Source organism: Acinetobacter higginsii (assembly GCF_000369525.1).
In the GTDB taxonomy this organism is placed as follows: Bacteria; Pseudomonadota; Gammaproteobacteria; order Pseudomonadales; family Moraxellaceae; genus Acinetobacter; species Acinetobacter higginsii.
Genome location: NZ_KB850072.1, coordinates 1680080 through 1700672, shown reverse-complemented (window position 1 = coordinate 1700672; position 20593 = coordinate 1680080). Strand labels below are relative to the sequence as shown.

Genomic DNA, 20593 nt, shown 5'->3' with positions numbered 1-20593 from the left:
ATTAAAGTAAGAAAATAAATGAGATGTGCTTTACATAAAATTATAAAAAATGAGAATTAAACAATTGAAATAATTGGAGCTAAATCATATGGCTATTCACCCAATGGAGCTGCTTAAGCAAAAAGTATCCTCTATTATTGTCAATGATCAAACATGTCTAGTAAATGAAAAAAATGATGTTTTATCAAGATTTTATCCTATTTTTTTGCATCGTTTTTTACAGAAACCAGAACTTGTTGATCAGTTAAAAGAGAAGCTGACACCTTCTGTTTTTGACCTGATGGAAGAAAATGAAAAAGTAAAAAATGCATTACTGTTAAGGTTGGCAGCAGGTAAAGTTTCGGTTGCAGAGGTAGAAATCACATTAAATCGAGCGATCCCGAAGAGTCTAGCAGTACTTTCAAATGAAATCGGAAATGATGCAATTAGCATTATTCATTACCTTCGTGAACATCAAGAATCGATAAATGGACTGTTGCCAAATTGGTCGGAGGAGGTGCTTGCTCTATTAGATGAAGTTCCAAGCGTAGCAGTGTCATTAGAAGAAATTACTGAGCCGGTTGAGATAGCGCCTGAAAAGAAATCTTATCGTTTATTTCCGTTTCTTACACTCATTTTTGCGAGTTTTTCCTTGCTGTTTCTATATCAATTAAGCAAGTAAAATGCCTTATTATGAAGATGAAATTATTCCTTATCGCACAATTTATAACTCAACTGAATGATGATCTAAAGCGATTTGGCTTTTTCTCGGTTTTGTAAAGTGTGATGTAAGTATTGTATTTAAATGATATAAAAACGAATAAAAAACACACAAATGATTAGAATGAAAAAGCTTCAGTTTGCTTGTACTTCGCATTTTTCTTAAGCGATCTGAATATTATAAATTTAATGTGTTGGAGAGAATAACAATGTCAATAAACCCAATAGAACTGTTAAAGCAGAAAGTGACCTCTGTGCTTGTGAGTGGTCAAGATGGATTGGCGAACGAAAAAAGTGCGCTGTTATCTAAGTTTTACCCGATTTTTCTTTCGATTTTAGCTGCAAAACCTGAATTAATTCAGAAACTAAAAGAGTCAATTTCACCTTCCTTATTCGATTTATTTGGTCATAATGATCAAGTTAAAAATGCATTATTATCCAACCTCGCAGGTGGTCAGCTTCCCATAGCTGAAGCAGAGCAAACATTAAACCAAGCGCTTCCAGTCAGCCTTGCTGCTTTAACCAGTGAAGCGGGTAATGATACCCAAAGCATTGTTAATTATTTAAAACAGCATGCTGATTCAATTCGTGCGCTGTTACCTGCATGGGCGGTAGGTTTGCTTGCACCTTTAGGTCTCGTTTCGAGTGCTACAGCCTCCACAACGAGCTTAGCCAGTGCGACCGCGACGACAGGAAGTAAGTCACGTGCTTGGCTACCGATTGTCGCACTGATTATTTTGGCATTGTTGGTCGCATGGTTGTGGAAGTCATGTCAACATAAACAAATGGAAGTACCTGTAAGTAATGAGGATTCACCGGCATCACAAGTCGGTACGATGATTGCGCCGGCGAGCTTGGCATTAACCACCGATGCTAATGGTCATGTTGCACAGTGTCAGGTCATGGTTGGTGATCAAGGGTTCCTTGCCAGTATTCAGGCCAAAGTCAAAGAAGTTTTTTCTTCTAATCAGGACTGTACGGTAGATACAGCAGGTACGGCTGCAACACATGCAGGCTCGTTTACTGATCAAGCAGGACTGGCAGGTGTTTTGGGATTACTTAAAGGGGTTCCAAATGTTTCCTTGGAATGGGTAGGTGATAAGATCACCTTAAAAGGTGCAGATGCAGCTAAACTCAATGAGCTGCTTGGCAAGATTAAAGGATTAGTACCAAATACCGAGGTGGTTGTCGAAGCACCTGTTAGTGCTGCTGATTCGGTAAGTAATAGTCTAAATGCAGCACAGGATGCATTGGCAAGCATTGATGCCAACCAGGTTGATATTAACGCCGTGATTAAAGCACTCAATCTACAGATTATTAATTTCTCAACGGGATCCAACCAGATTCCAGATGAAAACAAAGCAATCTTGGATAAAGCCGCTGGCTTAATGAAAAATACCAAAGATGCAAAACTGACCGTTGCGGGTTATACCGATTCAACAGGTAATGCCAATAGCAATAAAACGCTATCACAAAAACGTGCACAGGCGGTGGTTGATTATTTAGTTAGTCAAGGCGTGGATGTGGCACAACTCACAGCAGTGGGACATGGTGCAGATAACCCTGTTGCAGATAATACAACTGAGGAAGGGCGTTTTAAAAATCGTCGTATTGAGTTTTCAATTACTCCTTAATTGATGGTTTGTTGAAGTTCTAAAGGAGTTATTGAGAAAATAACTCCTTTTATTTTAATTGTTTATTTGAGTGAATATGATTTTAAATGCGAACACCTAAATAAAGTCAAATAAAAGACTCGAAAGTATGGATTTAAATTGAGTAGAATACGCGCGAAAAACAAGATAACAGAGCACTAATATGAATAAGTTTTTTATATTCACAACATTAACCGCAGCAGTGTTATTAACAGGGTGTGATAAGTTCAAACCGAAAGATAAAGTTGAAAATACGGATGCGGCAGTCGCTGAGTGGAGTTGTACTAATCAAGATAACTTGAATAATATTCAAGCGGCACTCAAAAAAGATTATTTAAAACAAATCGAGCGTAGTCTAAGAGAAAGTCAGTATCAGGCAGACTATGATGTTCTGGACAAAATCAATAAAGGTCTGAAATTCGAAATTAAAAATGTGCGTACCTTAGATGCAGCAGAAGGCGAGCAAGCATCAAAAACACAATTGAGCTGTGAAAGTCAGTTAATTGTTCAATTCCCGAAAGGCTTACAAAAGCGTGCGGAGAATGCTTATGCTGAGCAGCAAAAAAATTGTGAAGAGTGTGAAGGCGATTATAGCGCCAGTACTTTAGGTGATTATTTTGCCGATAATGAATATTCTCTGACTTTAGAAGATGACAAGCTCAAAGGTAGCTTTTTCTATGACATCACCAAGACCGACAAAGATGGTTTAGTGTTTAATATTCCTGATCAAAATGCAGTGATTGATGGTGTGGTCTTTATGGCGACCAAAGCTGTGCAATATGTGGCTTATTTAAAAGAAAACCGCTTGATTGAACAAAGCAATGAGCAAGCTCAGCAGCAATATGATGCAGAAGAGTCGGCACAAATGGGCTTGGCTCAAAAAGCAATGGATATTCGCAAGAAAGAGTTGGATGCTGAAAAAGCACAGCAGGTTGAACGCTTAAATCAAACTTGGGACAAGTTTAGTCCAGAGCAAAAAGCACAGTTGCAGCAAGACCAGTCTGATTGGTTTGAAAAACGTGATGTTGATTGTAAGGTACTTGCTCAAAAGCATGTATCTGATATTCCTGAAAAAGACTTGGAAACTTATCAAAAGCAATCACGCTATTGGAATGATGCAATGCGTCAACAAGATCAAGATATGCAGTACACCAAGTGCTTCACCCAACGTACCATTGAGCGCATTGTCTATCTCAATAATGTCAATTAAGTAAGCAACAGCAAGAAGGACGAATTGATTCGTCCTTTTTTTATTGGCATGCTTAGCACAGCGATGGTTTTAAGATAAATATTATGCGAATTACATTGATTGGAGCAGGTCGTGTTGCAACCCATTTGGCCAAAGTATTGCAGTTGCAGCATCAGGTTGTACAAATCTTTAGTCGGAATCTACAACATGCTCAGACCCTTGCAGACCAAGTCAATGCCCAAGCAATTGACGATGTGCAACAGTTGGATGCGCAAACCGATTTGGTGATTATTGCAGTCAGTGATCAGGCGATTCGCAACGTGATTGATTCGATTGCGCCCCATCTTGCTGAAAATCTGATTGTACATACTTCGGGAAGTACTGCTTTATCGATACTGGAACAAAGACATCCACGCGTGGGTGTGTTCTATCCTCTGCAAACCTTTAGTATGGAAAGGGATGTGAATTGGGCAGATACCCCTTTATTTGTGGAGGCAGTACAGCAACAGGACTTAACCTTATTAACCGAATTAGCCAACAGTTTAAGCCAACGTGTCTACCAATATAGTTCTACACAACGTTTGACCTTGCATTTAGCGGCGGTATTTGCTTGCAATTTTAGTAATTATTGTTATGACATGGCGAAGCAGATCGTTGATGCAGAGCAGGTTGATTTTAGTTTGCTCTACCCACTGATTTTAGAGACCGCAAATAAAGCCACAGCCAATCATCCCAAGGATATGCAGACAGGCCCAGCGATGCGCGGTGACCAAAATATATTAAGTATGCATAGCCAATTATTGGCAGATTCTAATCGCTCAGACTTGCAGAATATCTATGGTCTTATCAGTCAATCTATTTTAAAACGCCATCATTAAATCGATTTAACAATAATTATACAAAATAGACAAATCAGTCTGTTTTGTATACCATGGCTAAAATTTGATTTAATTTTATATAAAAAGATGTTGGTTAATATATTTCAAGCTTTAGACAATTTAGGTTTGACTGCACAAAAACGTGCAATTCATATTCAATTTTCCAATCAAAATTTAAATACTCAAGTCTTTCTACAACGTATTGATGGTCAGCATCAACTGAATGACGGATTTAAGGCAGAACTGATTTGCCTGTCGACCAATGCGACCATTCCTCTGAAACAATTTATTGGTAGCCAAGCAGCAATTGATAGCGTGACCGATCAAGGTCAACTCACTCGCGTCACAGGGATTATTACTCAAGCCTTACAAGGGCAATCAGACGGTAGCCTGACCGTATATAAGCTAACCTTAGAAGATCCAACTGCACTGTGGAAGCAACGCCGTAACAGCCGCGTGTTTATGAACAAGAGCGTGCGTGATGTGGTGGAAATCATCTTCAAAGAGTGGCAACAAAAAAGTCCCTTATTTGCCTCCAGCTTAACGCTTGATTTAAGCGGATTGAGCCAAGATTACGATGTTCGTCCCTTTATCATGCAACATTCGGAAGTTGATTACGACTTCCTGACGCGTTTGCTACGTAGTGAATCGATTAACTGGCTCATTGATGAAGCTGAACGAACAGTTCCGCAAAGCAGTGCCGCGATTCAGCCGCAAAAACTGCGTCTGATTGATGATAATAGCCAATACCAAGCTTTAGAGCGTCGACAGATCCGTTACCACCGTAGCAGTGCCACGGAACAATACGACAGCATGACCAGTTTGGTCGGACAACGTTCATTACAACCGAGCAGCGTGCATGTACAACGCTGGCAAGCCGATGCACTGGAACAAGAAGATGGAGCAGGCAGTGTACAGAGCACGCATAAACACAGCGAACAACATGACAATGCCAGTCTTGGTCTAGAACAGGCATGGCACTTTTCACCCGCATGGATGCAAGACCTGAATGGGGAAGATGGTGCAACCCCATCGGGCAATACACAGATCGAAAAACTGAATCGGAACTTGGGTCAATACTACGACTTACAATCCAAACAATTTACAGCCCATAGCACCGTGCGAGATACCCATGTCGGTTACTGGTTTGAATTGGCTGAACATCCTGAAATTGATCAACACGATGGCGCAGACAAAGAATTCTTGATCACAGGTAAAAACTTCTATAACCAAAATAATTTGCCTAAAGATTTGCAGCAACAGATCCAACAGCTATTAGCACAAAGTAACTGGCAAGTAAAAGAGAGTGACGAACGCCAAGCCAATCAACTGACATTGCAACGCCGCAGCATTAAAACCGTTCCTGAATTTAACCCATTACAACACCGCTCAACAGCGTCACCACAACGTGCCAAAGTGGTTGGGCCAAGCGGCGAAGAAATCTATGTGGATGAATGGGGACGAATTAAAGTCCGTTTCCTGTTTACCCGCAATGACGACCATAGCCATGATGGTGGTGCAGGTGCCAATGACAACGACACCGATTCTGCTTGGGTGGATGTACTGACCCCTTGGGCAGGTGAAGGCTATGGCGCACGCTTCCTGCCGCGTATTGATGAAATCGTAGTCATCGACTTCTTTGATGGCAATATCGACCGTCCATTTGTGGTGGGAAGAATTCATGAAGGCCATCGTAGCCCAACCAAATTCGACCATGCAGGCAAGCTGCCTGACACCAAGAAACTAGCAGGGATCAAATCGAAAGAATATCAGGGCGAAGGTTTTAACCAACTACGCTTTGATGACACCACAGGTCAGATCAGTGCCCAGTTGCAAAGCAGTCATGCAGCCAGTCAACTCAATCTCGGCAAACTGAGTCACCCTAAAGCAACCGCAGAAAGTGAAGATCGGGGTGAAGGCTTTGAACTGCGTACTGACCAATGGGGAGCCGTGCGTGCTGGCGAAGGTTTACTATTTTCCACGCATAAACAGGATCAAGCCCAAGGTGAACATCTGGATGCCCAAGTTGCTAAACAGCAGCTAGAGGGCAATCAAAACAATGCCAAAGCCTTAAGTGAAGTGGCTAAGAATCAGCAGACTGATGAAATAGAATCGCTGGATCAGTTGAAAGCTTTTGCAGAAGAAATTGAATCTGATATTGCCAAGTTTAATAAGGCAATGTTGTTACTCAGTTCGCCAGAGGGCATTGCTCTGAGTACCAATGAAGATATTCATTTATCTGCCGATGGGCAAATCAATCAGTTTGCAGGTGACAGTATCAATCTGAGTACGCAAAAGAACATGATTAGTCATGCTCAAGACAGAATCAGTCTTTTTGCCGCACAGAATGGGATTAAACAGGTGGCGGCCAAAGGCAAGTATGAGGTGCAGGCACAGTCGGATGGCATGGATTTACTTGCCAAGCAAGGGATTCAGATTATTTCAACTGAAGATCGTATTGAGATCAGCAGTCCGAAAGAGATTGTGATTACTGCGGGTGGTTCTCAAATTAAGCTGGATGGTTCGGGTATTTTTCCAACCACAGGTGGCAAGTTTGAAGTGAAGGCAGGGCAGCATTTATTTATGGGAGGAGCGAAGGTTAATTCTGAAATTATCAGTTTTCCTGAAGCAATTACAAAAAAATTTACAAAAAAATTTGTCGCAAGAAATGAGGTAGGTTCCCCAATGTCGAATATAAAATATATGGCATTTTTTGAAGATGGCAATATTGAGCTGGGCCAAACAAATAGTAAGGGTGAAACGAAAGTATTTCAGACTGAAACCCAACAAAAAATTTATATACATTTTGATACAGATTTTGATTCAAACGTAGACTTTAGAGAAGAATAGTAGATATGAGTTATTCAGCTAAATTTATTGTTAGATATAGACACCAATCTGGTCATTGGGCAAATTTTGATGGTGCTAAATATAGAATAGTGTCTAGTAATGGAAAAGTTTTACATGATGGCTTAACAACGAACTCAGATGGGGAGACTATTGTAGTTCAAACCTTTAAAAAAGAACTTATACGAATAGAGTTATTCAACCTAAAGAAAAATGAATATGAATTACCAGCAGATGAGGTTAGGAATTGTTCAGTTGAAACAAAAGAAAGAATGGCAACAGGAGTGGTTAATGTTGTTAAAGGATACTTTCAAGTTAAATTTAAATCACCTCATGGGATTAATTTAGAAAAAAATATAAAATATTCTTTCGAATTTAAACCAACTGGATATAAATCTGTATCTACTTCTTTGTGGGGACTAAACAATGGATTGACTAAATCTTACGATACGGATGGGCCAGGAATGCTAGAAGGGGGATATCCAAGATTAATAAAAAGCCATTTTAAAAAATTATTCGAAGATACAAATCCGTTGGTAAGAATACATCTAACTGTGAATAAAGCAGGAGATAAAGTCGCTACATCTTTTTCTCAAAGAGTGATTCCACTTGGTTCAAAATTTGAACATAGAGAAATAGATTTAGGGAAGGTTTTTTGGGAAGACAAAACACAAGATGCAAGTAAAAATAGCCAAACTATAGCAAACAGACTGAAAGATTATAGAAAGGTTGTTCTTAACATTATAAAACAAGCTGGTGTTACTTATGTGGTTGAGCGATTGGATAAAGGTGAAATAATAGCACCCTCTTTACAACCTCAAAATGCAATTACATGGCAAGATGGCAGAGAGGTTACAATTCAGATTCCTAAAAAATTTAAAGGAACATTAATAATCAGAAATCTTAAAAATAAAAATTTGATTGGGAAAATAAATGTTGGTAAGTTTGGTAATGAGAATGAGCCAATTATTTTTGGAATCAATAAATTTGCATTACCTAAAAAGAGTGAGGCATCTGGTACTAAAAAACTGAAAGAAGACGCAAAGCAAGGTGCTAACGATATAGGACGACAGAAGGAAGAATTCTTTACTTATATGATTTCAACAAATTGTAAAGATCAAGTTTTTAAAAACAACTATGATTTAGACGATTTAAGGAAGTGTTCTGATCGGGAATTTTCTATCATCGTAAATGCTATCTTTACAAATTTTGTTTGGGATAATGGGGTCGTTCCAATTTTTGCTTCAATAAGTTCAGGATCAAAAGATATAGCAAATAATGTTTATTCACAAGCAATGAGAGATCAATACATTGATAAATATCTCATCCCATTTTTTAGAAATATAGGTGTGGCAGCAAAAGATATTTTAATAGCAATTAAAATAAGAAATGGCAGTGTAATGATTTTTTTCTTGGGTTTAGCTCATTTAAGATATCAAATGAATATGACTGCAATAAGACAGTTTAATAAAAAAATTGTAATGAATAGTATTCCTGTTAAAGAACCCATAACTTGGAAATCAATTAAGGCAGGTGCTATAGTTGGAGTAGTCATTACTTCAACTTCAGAAATAATAGAATATTTTTCTACAGATAGTATGCATCGAGATTTTACAAATTTGTTAGCTACTTTGACAGGCATTGCAATTAAAGCAATTGTTGGGACTGTTATAACGACTTTATTAACATCAGCAGCATTAGCATTCTTTGTTGGTGCAACAGCTCCATTTCTTGCTGTGGTCGGAGTAGGACTAGTGATAGGGTTTGTGATAGGTTTTATGCTAGATTCGTTGGACTCATATTATTTGAATATGACGGGGACGATAAAAGATGTATTTAATAGAGTTCAGAATAATATTTCAAACTGTGCTAAGTTTTTGATTGAAGCAATTAGTAAGGCTAGTGGCATAAATTATACAGTTCCAAGTTGGATTTTAAACTAGGTGTTAAATGAAAAAATATGAATTAATTAACAAGTCTTTCCTTGCTTTATTAATATTTATTGTCCCTTTAAGTTTGATTTATATTTCCTCTAATTCAATTTTTTATTTATTTTTCTTCTTGTTTTTTGGAGTGGTTTTTACTTTTTTAGGAAGAGCTTCTTTAGATAGGAGTGGGCAGGAATACTTTATGTATGTCATATTGAATGCAGCTGTCTTGCTGTTTTTCTGTGTCTTTACGCTTATTTTGTCTTTGAAAAATTATGCAATATTTATTTTTCTCCCTTTGTTTGTATATTTTATTTTGGATTACATTTTCTTTGAAATTAAACTGAAAAAAATTTTAATGGACTTTTTAAAGGAGGATTGTTTGGTTTCTGATAATAATTATGATGATTTTTCAAGTGACTTTGAACTTAAGCATGGAAAGGTTTGGGGTGTGGGGCTTGGAATGTTTACTATAGTTTATGTCATATATATGTTCGTGGTTGGACCATACTTCTTTATTTTTAAATTTAAAAATTATTTTGATGTGGATAATATTGTAATGGGGTGGAAGGTTGGCTTTATTGTATATGCTTTAGTTCTTTTACTTTTAATATTGTGGGAATATACATTTAAAAGATTGATTTTTTTTAAAAGACTGCTTTCAGATTAAATTTTAAATGACAAAAAAAATAAAGGAACAGCACGGGTTGCTTCTTTTGTCATGGCACTCGAAGCAATTAATTTAATGTTCCAGCTCAGCAAACCAATGACAACTTTAGATCAGAAGCTACAAATATGGGGAGGAGCATGTGGCTTAATCACTGCCAGTTTGGAATTGGTTGGCGTTGTTACTGCAACAACGAAAAATGCAACACATCACGCAATCAAATTCGCTGCTAACAGTTTTGCAATTGTAGGGAGTGTTTTATTTGCAATTTATGATTTTAAATGAGCATTTGAAAATTGGAAAAAAGATAAATTTCTAGCCTTTATTTATGGTGGACGTAGTCTGGCATATTTTGGTTTAGCGCTTAATTACACTAAAATTTCTATAGATTTCTTACAGAAAATTGGAACATTAACAAATCGGGCTGCCTTGATTCGTTTTTCAGGAGTACTTGTACGTCTACCAGTTTATCGTTTTTTAGCATTTTTCGGTACTGTAGTTTGGTTAGCTCGATTCAATATTGCTATTTTAGGTTTAACGGCAGTTGAAATTATTTATAAAGCATACTTTTCAGATAATGCCTTAGAGAGTTGGTGTAGAAAATCATCTTTTGGTATTGATGTAGTGAATTTTGAGAATGAAGCAAAAGAGCTAGAAGTTTTTAATCAGGCATTTGTAGAGGTTGTTGGATTATAAATATGAAAGTGAAATATGGCATAGTAAGAGAGCTCCAATTTGTTGATGCAATAGTTGGTGAGTTACCAAAGTTGAGATCGCAAGCAACAGCTTTAGTGTCGATGTTCGCTGAATCTGGGGGAATGGGTGCAGCAGCAACATTGGCAGGTGTAAATGGTCTACCTGGATATTATCTTCATTTCTATATTGATGATAATGAATTTTATGCAGCTTTTACAGGGGTTTTTTTTCAAGAGGGCGAAAACGTTTATGTAGTTTATGATGAAGTGGTTAAACAGAATTTTAATGTTTTAGCGATTATGAATAAAAATAATCATTTGCTAGGTATGGTAGTTCCATTTGGACATACTGTGGTTATGTCAGATAAAGCCCATAATCGAAATACAATTTTTATGGCAGTTGGTAGTATTACATTGTTTTTTATTACTTCACTTTTTTTTGATATCGAAGATTGTTCATTTTATTTTTTATGGTAGTAATATCGATAATATGGGGTGGCGTGATTTGGTTAATGGGTCAAAGCATTAAAAAACAATTTAGAGGTTATGCAGAAGAATCAGAACGGATTTATAAAATATTAGGTGTTACAGATTTAACCGCCTTGGAAAAAACAGGCATGCAGGCTTATATAGACTCAAATAACCGTATGTATGACGATGTTTATAATTATACACAGTTTTTAGATTACGATCCTCAGCCATTAGTAGATGTAAGATCTGATGAAAGTCATCTACGGTAAAGTTCAAAAACTCCAATGTATTGATGCAATTGTTGGTGAATTACCAAAGCTGAGATCACAAGCAACTACCACAGCTTTAGTGTCAATGTTTGCTGAATCTGGAGGAATGGGTGCAGCAGCAACTTTAGCCGGGGTAAATGGATTTCCAGGTTACTATATTCATTTTTATATTGATGATATTGAATTTTACGCAGCCTTTACGGGCATCTTTTTTAACGAAGGTGAAAGCATTTATGTTGTTTATGATGAAGGAGTTAAACAAAATTTTAATGTTTTAGCGATTATGAATAAAAATAACCATTTATTAGGCATGGTTGTTCCTTTTGGTCATACAGTAGCAATGTCGAATAAGGCTCATAATAAAAGCAATTTAATAATGGCAATACTAACTGCTTTAATTAGTATAATTATAATTTTTCTTTTAGGCGCAAAAGACATAGATATATATATGTATATAATATTTTGCTCAATAACAGTAATATCGTTTATTGGTTATGCTGTTAAGAAAAAATTTAGAGGGTATGCAGAGGAGTCAGAACGAATTTATAAAATATTAGGTATTAATGATATTGATGCTTTAAATGCAGAAATTAATAAGAATCATCTGAAGCCATACGAAGATAAAGAAACTAATCGTATCTATGATGATGTTCATAATTATACTGAATTTTTAAACTATGATCCTCAGCCACTAGTAGATGTAAGAACTGATGAAAGTCATCTACGGTAAAGTCCAAAAACTCCAATGTGTTGACGCAATTATTGGCCAATTACCTAAACTGAGATCACAGGCAACTACGGCACTAGTATCAATTTTTGCTGAATCTGGAGGAATGGGTGCAGCAGCAACTTTAGCTGGGGTGAATGGATTTCCAGGTTACTATATTCATTTCTATATTGATGATGTTGAGTTTTATGCGGCATTTACAGGCATCTTTTTCCAAGAGGGAGAAGATATCTATGTAGTTTATGACGAGGATGTTAAACAGAATTTTAATGTTCTGGCGATTCTGAATAAGAATAATCATTTATTGGGTATGGTCGTTCCTTTTGGGCATACTACCGAAATGTCAGATAAAGCCCATAATAAGAATGCATTAATGATGGGAGGGATTACAGCAATAGGAATGTCAATTGTCTTCTTTTCCCTAGGAGCAAGAGAAATCTATATATATACAATTACTATTATTATTTCTCTAGTTATGATGTTGTTAATTGGACATAGCGTTAAAAAACAATTTAGAGGCTATGCAGAGGAATCTGAACGAATTTATAAAGTATTAGGTATTAATGATGTTGATGCTTTAAATGCAGAGATTAATAAGAATCATCTGAAGCCATACAAAGATAAAGAAACTGATCGTATCTATGATGATGTTCATAATTATACTGAATTTTTAAATTATGATCCTCAGCCGCTAGTAGATGTAGATATAAAGAAATAAAATTTGAAATAATTAATATTTTATTTCTTTTCTGATGTCTAAATTTTTTTGTAATTGAGCCATGTTTTTATTTTTAAATTTGGAAGTGATTTTGATGTAAGTAATATGTTAATTGGATAGAAAGTTATTTTTGTTGTTTATGCTTTGGCTTTTTATTTTTAATATTTGGTCTTACACATATAAAAGACTTATTTTTCAATATGTTGTTATCTAATTGATTTTTTTTAATGCAATAATGTGATGGATTTAGATGAAAGTTGTTTACGGTAAAATTAAAAATCTTCAGTATGTTGATGCAATTATAAGTGAGCTCCCTAAACCAAAAAAAGTTAGAGCACAAGCTGGAGCTACAGCATTGGTATCGATTTTTTCTGAGTCTGGAGGGATGGGTGCTGCTGCTACCTTGGGTGGAGCAAATGGCGAACCAGGTTATTATATTTATTTCTGTATTGATCATATCAATTTTTATGCCGCGCTTACTTCTGTCTTCTTTAAAGAAGATGAAGACGTATATGTCGTTTATGATGAAAATGTGGAAGGTGACATTAATGTCTTAGCAGTTATGAATAAAAATAATAATTTATTAGGCATATCTTTGCCTTTTGGAGAAACGGTGGAAATGGTAACAAATAGCCACAGCCCCAAGAATTTGGCTGTTGTTGCATCGGGAATGTCAATATTCATGCTTATAATATCATTGTTCTTGACTGATAACGGCACTATTAATGTAGACATAATGGATTATGTCTTTTTATATGCATGTATTTTAGTTTTACCATTTGTTGTGATATTTGGGATAGGGGCGAGTGCGAAAAAAGAGTTACTCCGTTATGCTCTCATATCGGATCAAATTTATAAGTTGTTAGGAGTAAAAGACTTAAAAGTATTTGAGAAAAGGGATCTTACATTAGCTTATCATGATGTTGAGAATAGACAGTTATGTAAGGATATACATGATTACACCCAGTTTTTAGATTACGATCCTCAGCCACTAGTAGATGTAAAGACTAATTGAGTCATATAAAATCTATAAATAAATGAGAAGAAGTAAAAAGCCACTAAAAAATTAGTGGCTTTTGTGAAACTAAATCAACTTATTTAATTTTCTTAAAGATAAAGTCATTAATTTTATGACCAGATTCAAGACCGCGACGCTCGAATTTGGTGACTGGACGCCATTCTGGGCGAGGGTAGCTATTACCTTTACCTGCCAAGTTTTCCATATCTGGACGGTTATCTAGGATATCAAGCATCCATTCTGCATATGGTTCCCAGTCAGTTGCTGAGTGGAATGTACCACCAAGCTCAAGCTTCTGTTCAACCAGCTGCATACGTTCATGAATCACGAAACGGCGTTTAAAGTGACGCTTCTTCTGCCAAGGATCTGGGAAATAAAGCTGTACACAGTTAATGCTGTTGTCTGGCATTTCACGTAATACTTGGATTGCATCAGCATCCAGTACAAACAGGTTCTTTAAGCCCGCCATACCGGCTTCGTAAACACACTGTGCAATACCAGGTACGTGCACTTCGATACCGACAAAGTTACGTTCAGGATTAGCTTTCGCCATTAACACCAAAGAGCGACCCATACCAAAACCGATTTCAACGGTTAATGGGCGTTCAGGATGTTCAAAATGCTGGCGTAAATCACCAACAGGGTATTCCAAAATTAAATCACGATAATCTTCTAAAGCAGTACGTTGTGAAGTATTGAGCGGAGCTGAACGACGCATAAACGTCACAATTTCACGGTGCTCAGGCAAATTGTCGAGTTCCGTAATTTGCGTTTCTAACTGATCGTTTGACATGATTCTGGAGATATAAATATAGAAATGCCGTATTTTAAGTGTTCAGGTGGTCAAGTCAAACTTTAAGTGATTTTATTTAGCCGATCATTTCTAAAATTGCTTAAAATTTGTCAAAAAATCTTCATGTAGCTGTCACAGAAATTGCATAGCCTAATTACAATTTTAACACTAAGTAAAAAACCATGAACAATTTTAAATACCATTCGATCGCCATTTGTTTAGGCCTGTTAGGTGCATCTTCACTCTTTTCTGCTGCACATGCACAACTGATGTTTAGCCAGTATGTCGATGGCAGCAGCAATAAAAAGGGACTGGAAATTTATAACCCCGATGCCACAACGGTGAATTTAGCCGATTATGAAATCCAGCAGTTCAACAATGGCGGTACAGTTAAAACCGCGGCTTTTCCTTTACAAGGTAGCTTGGCCAGTAAACAAAGATTCCTGATTGGTCGTTCAGAATTACAAGCGCAATTGGGGGATAAAGTTAATCAAGTAGCAGGATTATCTTTTAATGGTGACGATGCGATTGTGTTGCTTTATCGCGGTACGTCAGTAGATCGTTTTGGTCGTATTGGTGAGCGTCCAACGGCAGGTTGGGGTACAACGGTATTCAGTACTGCGAATAGCTTTAAACGCATTCAAACAGATAATCCTGTAGTGAGTGTTGATCCGACCAGTCCATTTGATCTCGACCAATCTTGGCAGGCATGGACAGATCGAAATGATTTTTCGAATTTAACAGGTTCAACGACCACACCGCCTGTAGATGCAGTCAGCTGTAGCAGTAGCGATACACCGATTGCCAGTCTTACGCAATCGACTCAAAATCAAAATTATACTATTCGTGGTGTAATCACGGCGGACTATCGTTATAGCAATGGTTTCTCAGGTTTCTATGTACAAACCCCTGATAGCAAAGCTACGCCAAATGTCAGCAATGCGATTTTTGTCTATATTCCTGCAAGCAGTGTAGTCAAAGGTGGGCAGGTTGGTGATGAAGTCATCCTACGTGGTCGTTTAACCAGTTATCAAAACCAACTTCAATTGGATCAATTGCAGCAGGATATTAAGACCTGTAACCAGAACATGGCATCGCTGATCCAACCACTGGACTTGAACTTGCCATTTAGCAGTTTGACCGATACCGCAGGGAATTCACCTAAGCGTTACCAAGGGATGTTGGTGAAATTACCGCAAACGTTGACGGTAAGTGAAAACTATAATTTTGGTCGTTATGGCGAACTTTCTCTAAGCCTTGGCCGTTTATTTATTCCGACCAATCTTTATCCTGCACTTTCAAATGAAGCCAAGGCTTTAGCGCAACAAAATCTACTTTCTAAGATTATCTTTGATGATGGTTATAACAATCAAAACCGTGCACCGTGGTTGCCACAAAACTTTAGTGCGTTGAATACGCTACGTTCGGGCTATCAGTTAAAGAACGCACAAGGTATTTTAGAATATCGTTTTAATGCTTGGCGTGTACAACCGATTGCAGGGGCAAACTTGCCAGAAGTAGTGACTACGACCAATCCGCGTCCAACAATTACCGCTAAACAAAGCAAACATATTCGTGCTGCGGCATTTAACGTGCTGAACTATGACAATGGCAAGAATGGTTTCCCAACGGAACGTGGTGCCAACAGTCAGGCTGAATTTGATAAGCAACATGCCAAAATCGTCAATGCATTAAAATCAATCGATGCAGATGTGTATGGTTTGATGGAAATTGCCAATAATGGTTATGGCAGTGATAGTGCAGTTGCTAACTTGACTAAAGCTTTAGGGCCAGACTGGAAATATGTGATTCCAGAAGGACTCAATCAGCTCGGTACTGATGTGATTGCGGTTGCCATTATCTATAACAGTAAACGTGTTCAGCCAGTGAATAAGCCTGCGGTATTGGATTTAGGGGATAAAAGCCGTTCGACCATCGCACAATCCTTCAAACCTGTACAGGGCGGACAAATCTTTACAGTGATTCCAAATCATCTTAAATCGAAGAGCTGTCGAGGTGTCGATGAAAACTCTCTGGATGCAGATCAACGCGATGGTCAGGGCTGCTGGAACCCGACCCGAGTGAAAGCGGTTGAGCAACTCACCCAATGGATTGCCAAGAATCCAACCCAAGTGAAGAATCCGAATATCTTACTGTTAGGTGATATGAACAGTTATGCCAAAGAAGATCCAATCTTAAGTTTTGAGAAAGCCAACTATAAAGTTTTGCTCAATGACAGCAAAGTCGGTGAGGGTAATAAAGCTTATAGCTATGTCTTTGGTGTGGCGAGTGATGCAGATGGTTATGGTGGTGCAGGTAACCTTGATCATGCCATTGCCGATGCCAATCTGTATAAACGTGTAATCAAGACTTTTGCATGGCATATCAATGCCGATGAGCCAACAGTATTGGACTATAACGAAGAATATAAAACCGATGAGCAAAAGGCCTTGTTCTTCTCGGCAGATGCTTATCGTTCTTCAGATCATGACCCTGTGATTGTTGATTTGGATATGAAAAGTTCGGATTCTCAACTTGAACCAAATAATCCGAAGAATATCATCGTTGAATTTTTAAACTCATTATTTGAATGGTTAGGCAAACTTTTTGGTCGAGCGTAATCTGATTTCCGTGATATTGTTTGGTTTGTTTTTTCATAAATTAATCAATCGTCACGGAATATAACTTGCAAGGCAGAAAAAAATTCATTAATAGTAGTGGTGTAGATGTTCTTAGCATGAAAGCTATTATAAATTTTGGTTATTTCTGTTCTCGAGTTTCGTAGGAACGTTCTAGGGCATAAGTTGTTAGATAACAAGGATCAATTATGAAGTTGTATTATTCACCTGGTGCATGCTCATTGGCAGCCCATATTATTTTAAATGAAATAAATGTCGATTTTGATTTAGAACGAGTTGATCTAAAAACACATAAAACTTCAAAAGGTGCAGATTATTACGAGATTAATCCAAAAGGCTATGTACCTGCTTTGGAAATTAATCCAGGTTTAATTTTAACTGAAAATGTGGCAATTTTACCGTTTTTAGCACAGCATGATCCAAAACAGGATTTAATCCCACCATCGGGGATGGGGCGTGCTAAAGTCCTAGAGTGGTTAGGCTATTTGAACTCAGAATTGCATGATGCTTATTCTGTATTCTTTAGCGGTAAACTCACTGATGATGAGAAAACCAAAGCCTATGCAGAAGTTGATCGTTTGCTTAAGTATATCGACAACTATTTAGCTGAATCGGATTGTGATTATTTGGTCGATGATAACTTTGGTCCTGCGGATGCGTATTTATTCGTGCTCACTAACTGGTCAAATCACATTGAGCATGACTTAACGCCTTATATCAATATTATTGCATTGCGTAATAAAGTGGCTGAACGTCAGTCTGTACAAATTGCGATGCGTGATGAAGGTTTATTAAGTTAATTCAGACCAATAAAAAAGCCTCTGTAAACAGAGGCTTTTTTATTTCAACTCAATTATTGCTGAGCTTTTTCTTTCACATCAGCAGCAGTTGATTCTACAGCGCCTGCAACTTTAGCTGTTGCATCACGTGCCGCAGCCTCAGTTTTAGCAGCAGCTTCAGCCGTTGCAGTTGCAGTGTGATCAGCAGCAGCATCAATTTGATCACCAGCAGTATCTACAGCAGTTGCAACATTGCTCGCAGCCGCATCAGCCGCATTTTGAACGTCAGCGCCAGCTTGATCAGCAGCATGCTCTAAATGCTCACCCGTGGTTGCACCAGTTTCAGGTGCTTTATCTTTATTACAGCCTACAAGCGCAACAGTAGCAGCAAGACCTAATGCAACAAGTAATTTATTCATTGTCTATTTCCTTTTCTTTGTGGCATCCAATCGGATATGGATACCGAAAATATAAACATAAACTTGATGAATAATAAAGTTGAAAATTTGTTGATAACTTGTAAAAACACGCACTTACATCGGAAAATGTAAGTGCGTGCACATGTTCTGAGTAGACTTATACGCCAGAACGGATCATATAATCAAAAGCAGACAGCGATGCTTTGGCGCCTTCACCTGTGGCAATGATGATTTGCTTGTACGGTACTGTCGTACAGTCACCTGCGGCAAAGACACCTTTGACATTGGTTTCGTTGCGATCATTAATCACAATCTCACCACGGTTGCTGAGTTCAACTGCGCTGTTCTTTAAGAAATCCGTGTTTGGCAATAAACCAATTTGTACGAAGATCCCTGCAAGTTCAACGGTGTGTTCAACATCAGTGGTACGATCTTTATATTTCAATGCTGTCACTTGAGCACCATCACCCACTACTTCAGTACTGAGTGCATTTAAGATGACAGTGGTATTTGGCAAGCTATTTAATTTGTCTTGCAATACTTGGTCTGCACGAAGTTTGATATCAAATTCAACCAAAGTCACATGCTCAACAATCCCTGCAAGGTCAATCGCTGCTTCGACACCAGAGTTACCTCCACCAATCACCGCAACGCGTTTGCCTTTGAATAATGGACCATCACAGTGTGGGCAGTAAGCCACACCACGAGTACGGTATTCAGCTTCACCTGGTACATTCATTTCTCTCCAACGTGCACCTGTAGACAGGATGATGGTTTTCGATTCAAGCTTGGCACCATTTTCCAGTTCAACCTCAACCAAACCATTAGCAGTTTGATCTGCACCAGTGATCTTGCTGACACGTTGCAAGTTCATGATATCGACACCGTATTCACGGACATGGGCTTCCATGTCTTGAGCGAACTGAGGACCTACAGTTTTTTGTACTGTGGTGAAGTTCTCAATGTCCATGGTATCCATCACTTGACCGCCAAAACGTTCAGCCACGATACCCGTTTTGATGCCTTTACGTGCTGCATAGATCGCCGCTGTACCACCTGCAGGCCCACCACCAATCACCAACACATCAAATGCATCTTTGGCATTGATTGCGGCTGCATCTTTCTCAGCTGAATTGCTATCCAACTTGGCAACGATTTCTTCCAAAGTCATACGACCTTGACCAATATGTTGGTTGTCTTGGAACACCATAGGTACAGCTAAGATTTTGCGTTCTTCAACTTCGTCTTGGAAGAAAGCACCATCAATCATGGTTGCTGTAGTATTTGGATTGTTAATCGCAATCAAGTTTAAAGCTTGAACCACATCTGGACAGTTATGGCAGCTGAGCGATACAAACACATCAAAGTTCGCTGTTAAGTTTAAGCCTTTGATCTGAGTGAGTACTTCATCAGAGACTTTAGGCGCATAACCTGATACTTGTAATAATGCCAAGATCAAAGAAGTAAACTCATGTCCCATCGGTAAGCCAGCAAAGAACACACGTGGTTGTTCACCAGCTTTGGCCACACCGAAACTAGGACGGCGAGCGTTTGAACCGTCAAAACGCGCCGTAACTTGGTCAGAAAGTTCAGCAATTTCAGTCACGAGTTCTTTAATTTTTTCTGCTTTGTCGGAGTCATCTAAAGCAGCAACCAACTCGATTGGACTTTCTAAACGTTCTAAGTAAGCTTTTAATTGAGTTTTAATATTTTGATCTAACATGTATTTCTCCAAACGCTAAGACTTTTAAATCAGCTAAATTCATTCAATGAGGCTATAGTACGCAAAAGTACTGAATAGGTAAAACAGTATGTTTTTATGAGTTTGATCGGTTTTTTGAATTTTTAATAAATTTACTATTTTTTGAACATTTCTTTCACAAAAAATTTGAGTACAATCAAAGTTGTTATATAACTGCAATCATTTCGTGGCATAAATTAAGGGTAAGTAATATGACCTTACAACGTGGCATTTATCAACACTATAAAGGTCAGCTGTATCAAGTGTTTAATGTGGCTCGTCATAGTGAAACCGAAGAGGAATTGGTGGTCTATCAATGCTTATATGGTGATTACTCAATGTGGGTACGTCCATTGGCAATGTTTAGCGAAACCGTTCAGCTCGATGATGGTCAAATTCTGCCACGCTTTAAACTAATACAAACGACTTAAATTAAATACACTTTGCATAAGCGTAGTTGGGGG

20 protein-coding genes are annotated in these 20593 nt (G+C 37.9%); 17 read left to right on the top strand and 3 right to left on the bottom strand.

Annotated elements, in window-relative coordinates; all coding sequences use genetic code 11:
- Nucleotides 1–88 precede the first annotated feature (88 nt).
- The 14 genes from F902_RS14175 (at nucleotide 89) to F902_RS14110 (ending at nucleotide 13755) form a co-directional block, all read left to right on the top strand.
- Complete coding sequence (locus tag F902_RS14175) at nucleotides 89–661, top strand: hypothetical protein (RefSeq protein ID WP_004806349.1); 573 nt, start codon at nucleotides 89–91, stop codon at nucleotides 659–661.
- 247 nt (nucleotides 662–908) lie between these two features.
- A complete protein-coding gene (locus F902_RS14170) occupies nucleotides 909–2333 on the top strand; it encodes an OmpA family protein (RefSeq protein ID WP_005204440.1) in 1425 nt (474 codons plus the stop codon).
- Nucleotides 2334–2514: 181 nt separating this feature from the next.
- Complete coding sequence (locus F902_RS14165) at nucleotides 2515–3561, top strand: hypothetical protein (protein ID WP_005204439.1); 1047 nt, start codon at nucleotides 2515–2517, stop codon at nucleotides 3559–3561.
- Nucleotides 3562–3644: 83 nt separating this feature from the next.
- A complete protein-coding gene (locus F902_RS14160; RefSeq protein ID WP_005204437.1) occupies nucleotides 3645–4418 on the top strand; it encodes a Rossmann-like and DUF2520 domain-containing protein in 774 nt (257 codons plus the stop codon).
- 87 nt (nucleotides 4419–4505) lie between these two features.
- On the top strand, nucleotides 4506–7268 hold the full coding sequence (locus tag F902_RS14155; protein ID WP_005204434.1) for a type VI secretion system Vgr family protein: 2763 nt from the start codon (nucleotides 4506–4508) through the stop codon (nucleotides 7266–7268).
- Nucleotides 7269–7273: 5 nt separating this feature from the next.
- On the top strand, nucleotides 7274–9208 hold the full coding sequence (locus tag F902_RS14150) for a hypothetical protein (RefSeq protein ID WP_005204432.1): 1935 nt from the start codon (nucleotides 7274–7276) through the stop codon (nucleotides 9206–9208).
- A gap of 7 nt (nucleotides 9209–9215) precedes the next feature.
- Nucleotides 9216–9863: a hypothetical protein gene (locus F902_RS14145; RefSeq protein WP_005204431.1), complete on the top strand. Its 648-nt coding sequence runs from the start codon at nucleotides 9216–9218 to the stop codon at nucleotides 9861–9863.
- 51 nt (nucleotides 9864–9914) lie between these two features.
- Nucleotides 9915–10145, top strand: a complete 231-nt coding sequence (locus tag F902_RS14140) for a hypothetical protein (protein WP_005204430.1) — start codon at nucleotides 9915–9917, stop codon at nucleotides 10143–10145.
- A 144-nt stretch (nucleotides 10146–10289) separates the two neighbouring features.
- A complete protein-coding gene (locus F902_RS14135; protein ID WP_005204429.1) occupies nucleotides 10290–10556 on the top strand; it encodes a hypothetical protein in 267 nt (88 codons plus the stop codon).
- A 2-nt stretch (nucleotides 10557–10558) separates the two neighbouring features.
- The gene (locus F902_RS14130) at nucleotides 10559–11032 is read left to right on the top strand and encodes a hypothetical protein (RefSeq protein ID WP_005204428.1); all 474 of its coding nucleotides are present in this window, start codon (nucleotides 10559–10561) and stop codon (nucleotides 11030–11032) included.
- A gap of 35 nt (nucleotides 11033–11067) precedes the next feature.
- Complete coding sequence (locus tag F902_RS14125; RefSeq protein WP_228129740.1) at nucleotides 11068–11295, top strand: hypothetical protein; 228 nt, start codon at nucleotides 11068–11070, stop codon at nucleotides 11293–11295.
- Nucleotides 11276–12025, top strand: coding sequence for a putative type VI secretion system effector (locus tag F902_RS22910; protein WP_005204426.1), 750 nt, complete (start codon nucleotides 11276–11278; stop codon nucleotides 12023–12025). The genes F902_RS14125 and F902_RS22910 overlap by 20 nt, the downstream gene beginning before the upstream one ends.
- Entirely contained in the window at nucleotides 12006–12740 is a 735-nt protein-coding gene (locus F902_RS14115) for a putative type VI secretion system effector (RefSeq protein WP_005204425.1), read from the top strand. Before F902_RS22910 ends, F902_RS14115 begins: the two co-directional genes overlap by 20 nt.
- 250 nt (nucleotides 12741–12990) lie before the next feature.
- A complete protein-coding gene (locus tag F902_RS14110; protein ID WP_005204424.1) occupies nucleotides 12991–13755 on the top strand; it encodes a putative type VI secretion system effector in 765 nt (254 codons plus the stop codon).
- A gap of 79 nt (nucleotides 13756–13834) precedes the next feature.
- Here F902_RS14110 and trmB read toward each other — a convergent pair whose 3' ends face one another.
- Nucleotides 13835–14551 (bottom strand): tRNA (guanosine(46)-N7)-methyltransferase TrmB, encoded by a 717-nt coding sequence (trmB, locus tag F902_RS14105; RefSeq protein ID WP_004654068.1) that lies wholly within the window; start codon nucleotides 14549–14551, stop codon nucleotides 13835–13837.
- A 182-nt stretch (nucleotides 14552–14733) separates the two neighbouring features.
- Between trmB and F902_RS14100 the strand changes: the two genes are divergently transcribed.
- Nucleotides 14734–17172, top strand: coding sequence for an ExeM/NucH family extracellular endonuclease (locus tag F902_RS14100; RefSeq protein ID WP_005204422.1), 2439 nt, complete (start codon nucleotides 14734–14736; stop codon nucleotides 17170–17172).
- A 206-nt stretch (nucleotides 17173–17378) separates the two neighbouring features.
- Entirely contained in the window at nucleotides 17379–17990 is a 612-nt protein-coding gene (locus F902_RS14095; protein ID WP_004654065.1) for a glutathione binding-like protein, read from the top strand.
- A 53-nt stretch (nucleotides 17991–18043) separates the two neighbouring features.
- On the opposite strand, the gene F902_RS14090 is transcribed toward F902_RS14095, so the two are convergent.
- Entirely contained in the window at nucleotides 18044–18388 is a 345-nt protein-coding gene (locus F902_RS14090; RefSeq protein ID WP_004806359.1) for a hypothetical protein, read from the bottom strand.
- Between the two features lie 157 nt (nucleotides 18389–18545).
- The gene (ahpF, locus tag F902_RS14085; protein ID WP_005204421.1) at nucleotides 18546–20111 is read right to left on the bottom strand and encodes an alkyl hydroperoxide reductase subunit F; all 1566 of its coding nucleotides are present in this window, start codon (nucleotides 20109–20111) and stop codon (nucleotides 18546–18548) included.
- Between the two features lie 230 nt (nucleotides 20112–20341).
- Here ahpF and F902_RS14080 point away from each other — a divergent pair, with 230 nt between their 5' ends.
- Entirely contained in the window at nucleotides 20342–20560 is a 219-nt protein-coding gene (locus tag F902_RS14080) for a DUF1653 domain-containing protein (protein ID WP_005204420.1), read from the top strand.
- The last annotated feature ends 33 nt before the right edge of the window (nucleotides 20561–20593 follow it).

Coding starts and splice junctions, on each gene's coding strand:
- F902_RS14175 (WP_004806349.1), top strand. CDS start 89: ATGGCTATTCACCCAATGGAGCTGCTTAAGCAAAAAGTATCCTCTATT.
- F902_RS14170 (WP_005204440.1), top strand. CDS start 909: ATGTCAATAAACCCAATAGAACTGTTAAAGCAGAAAGTGACCTCTGTG.
- F902_RS14165 (WP_005204439.1), top strand. CDS start 2,515: ATGAATAAGTTTTTTATATTCACAACATTAACCGCAGCAGTGTTATTA.
- F902_RS14160 (WP_005204437.1), top strand. CDS start 3,645: ATGCGAATTACATTGATTGGAGCAGGTCGTGTTGCAACCCATTTGGCC.
- F902_RS14155 (WP_005204434.1), top strand. CDS start 4,506: ATGTTGGTTAATATATTTCAAGCTTTAGACAATTTAGGTTTGACTGCA.
- F902_RS14150 (WP_005204432.1), top strand. CDS start 7,274: ATGAGTTATTCAGCTAAATTTATTGTTAGATATAGACACCAATCTGGT.
- F902_RS14145 (WP_005204431.1), top strand. CDS start 9,216: ATGAAAAAATATGAATTAATTAACAAGTCTTTCCTTGCTTTATTAATA.
- F902_RS14140 (WP_005204430.1), top strand. CDS start 9,915: ATGGCACTCGAAGCAATTAATTTAATGTTCCAGCTCAGCAAACCAATG.
- F902_RS14130 (WP_005204428.1), top strand. CDS start 10,559: ATGAAAGTGAAATATGGCATAGTAAGAGAGCTCCAATTTGTTGATGCA.
- F902_RS14125 (WP_228129740.1), top strand. CDS start 11,068: ATGGGTCAAAGCATTAAAAAACAATTTAGAGGTTATGCAGAAGAATCA.
- F902_RS22910 (WP_005204426.1), top strand. CDS start 11,276: ATGAAAGTCATCTACGGTAAAGTTCAAAAACTCCAATGTATTGATGCA.
- F902_RS14115 (WP_005204425.1), top strand. CDS start 12,006: ATGAAAGTCATCTACGGTAAAGTCCAAAAACTCCAATGTGTTGACGCA.
- F902_RS14110 (WP_005204424.1), top strand. CDS start 12,991: ATGAAAGTTGTTTACGGTAAAATTAAAAATCTTCAGTATGTTGATGCA.
- trmB (WP_004654068.1), bottom strand. CDS start 14,551: ATGTCAAACGATCAGTTAGAAACGCAAATTACGGAACTCGACAATTTG.
- F902_RS14100 (WP_005204422.1), top strand. CDS start 14,734: ATGAACAATTTTAAATACCATTCGATCGCCATTTGTTTAGGCCTGTTA.
- F902_RS14095 (WP_004654065.1), top strand. CDS start 17,379: ATGAAGTTGTATTATTCACCTGGTGCATGCTCATTGGCAGCCCATATT.
- F902_RS14090 (WP_004806359.1), bottom strand. CDS start 18,388: ATGAATAAATTACTTGTTGCATTAGGTCTTGCTGCTACTGTTGCGCTT.
- ahpF (WP_005204421.1), bottom strand. CDS start 20,111: ATGTTAGATCAAAATATTAAAACTCAATTAAAAGCTTACTTAGAACGT.
- F902_RS14080 (WP_005204420.1), top strand. CDS start 20,342: ATGACCTTACAACGTGGCATTTATCAACACTATAAAGGTCAGCTGTAT.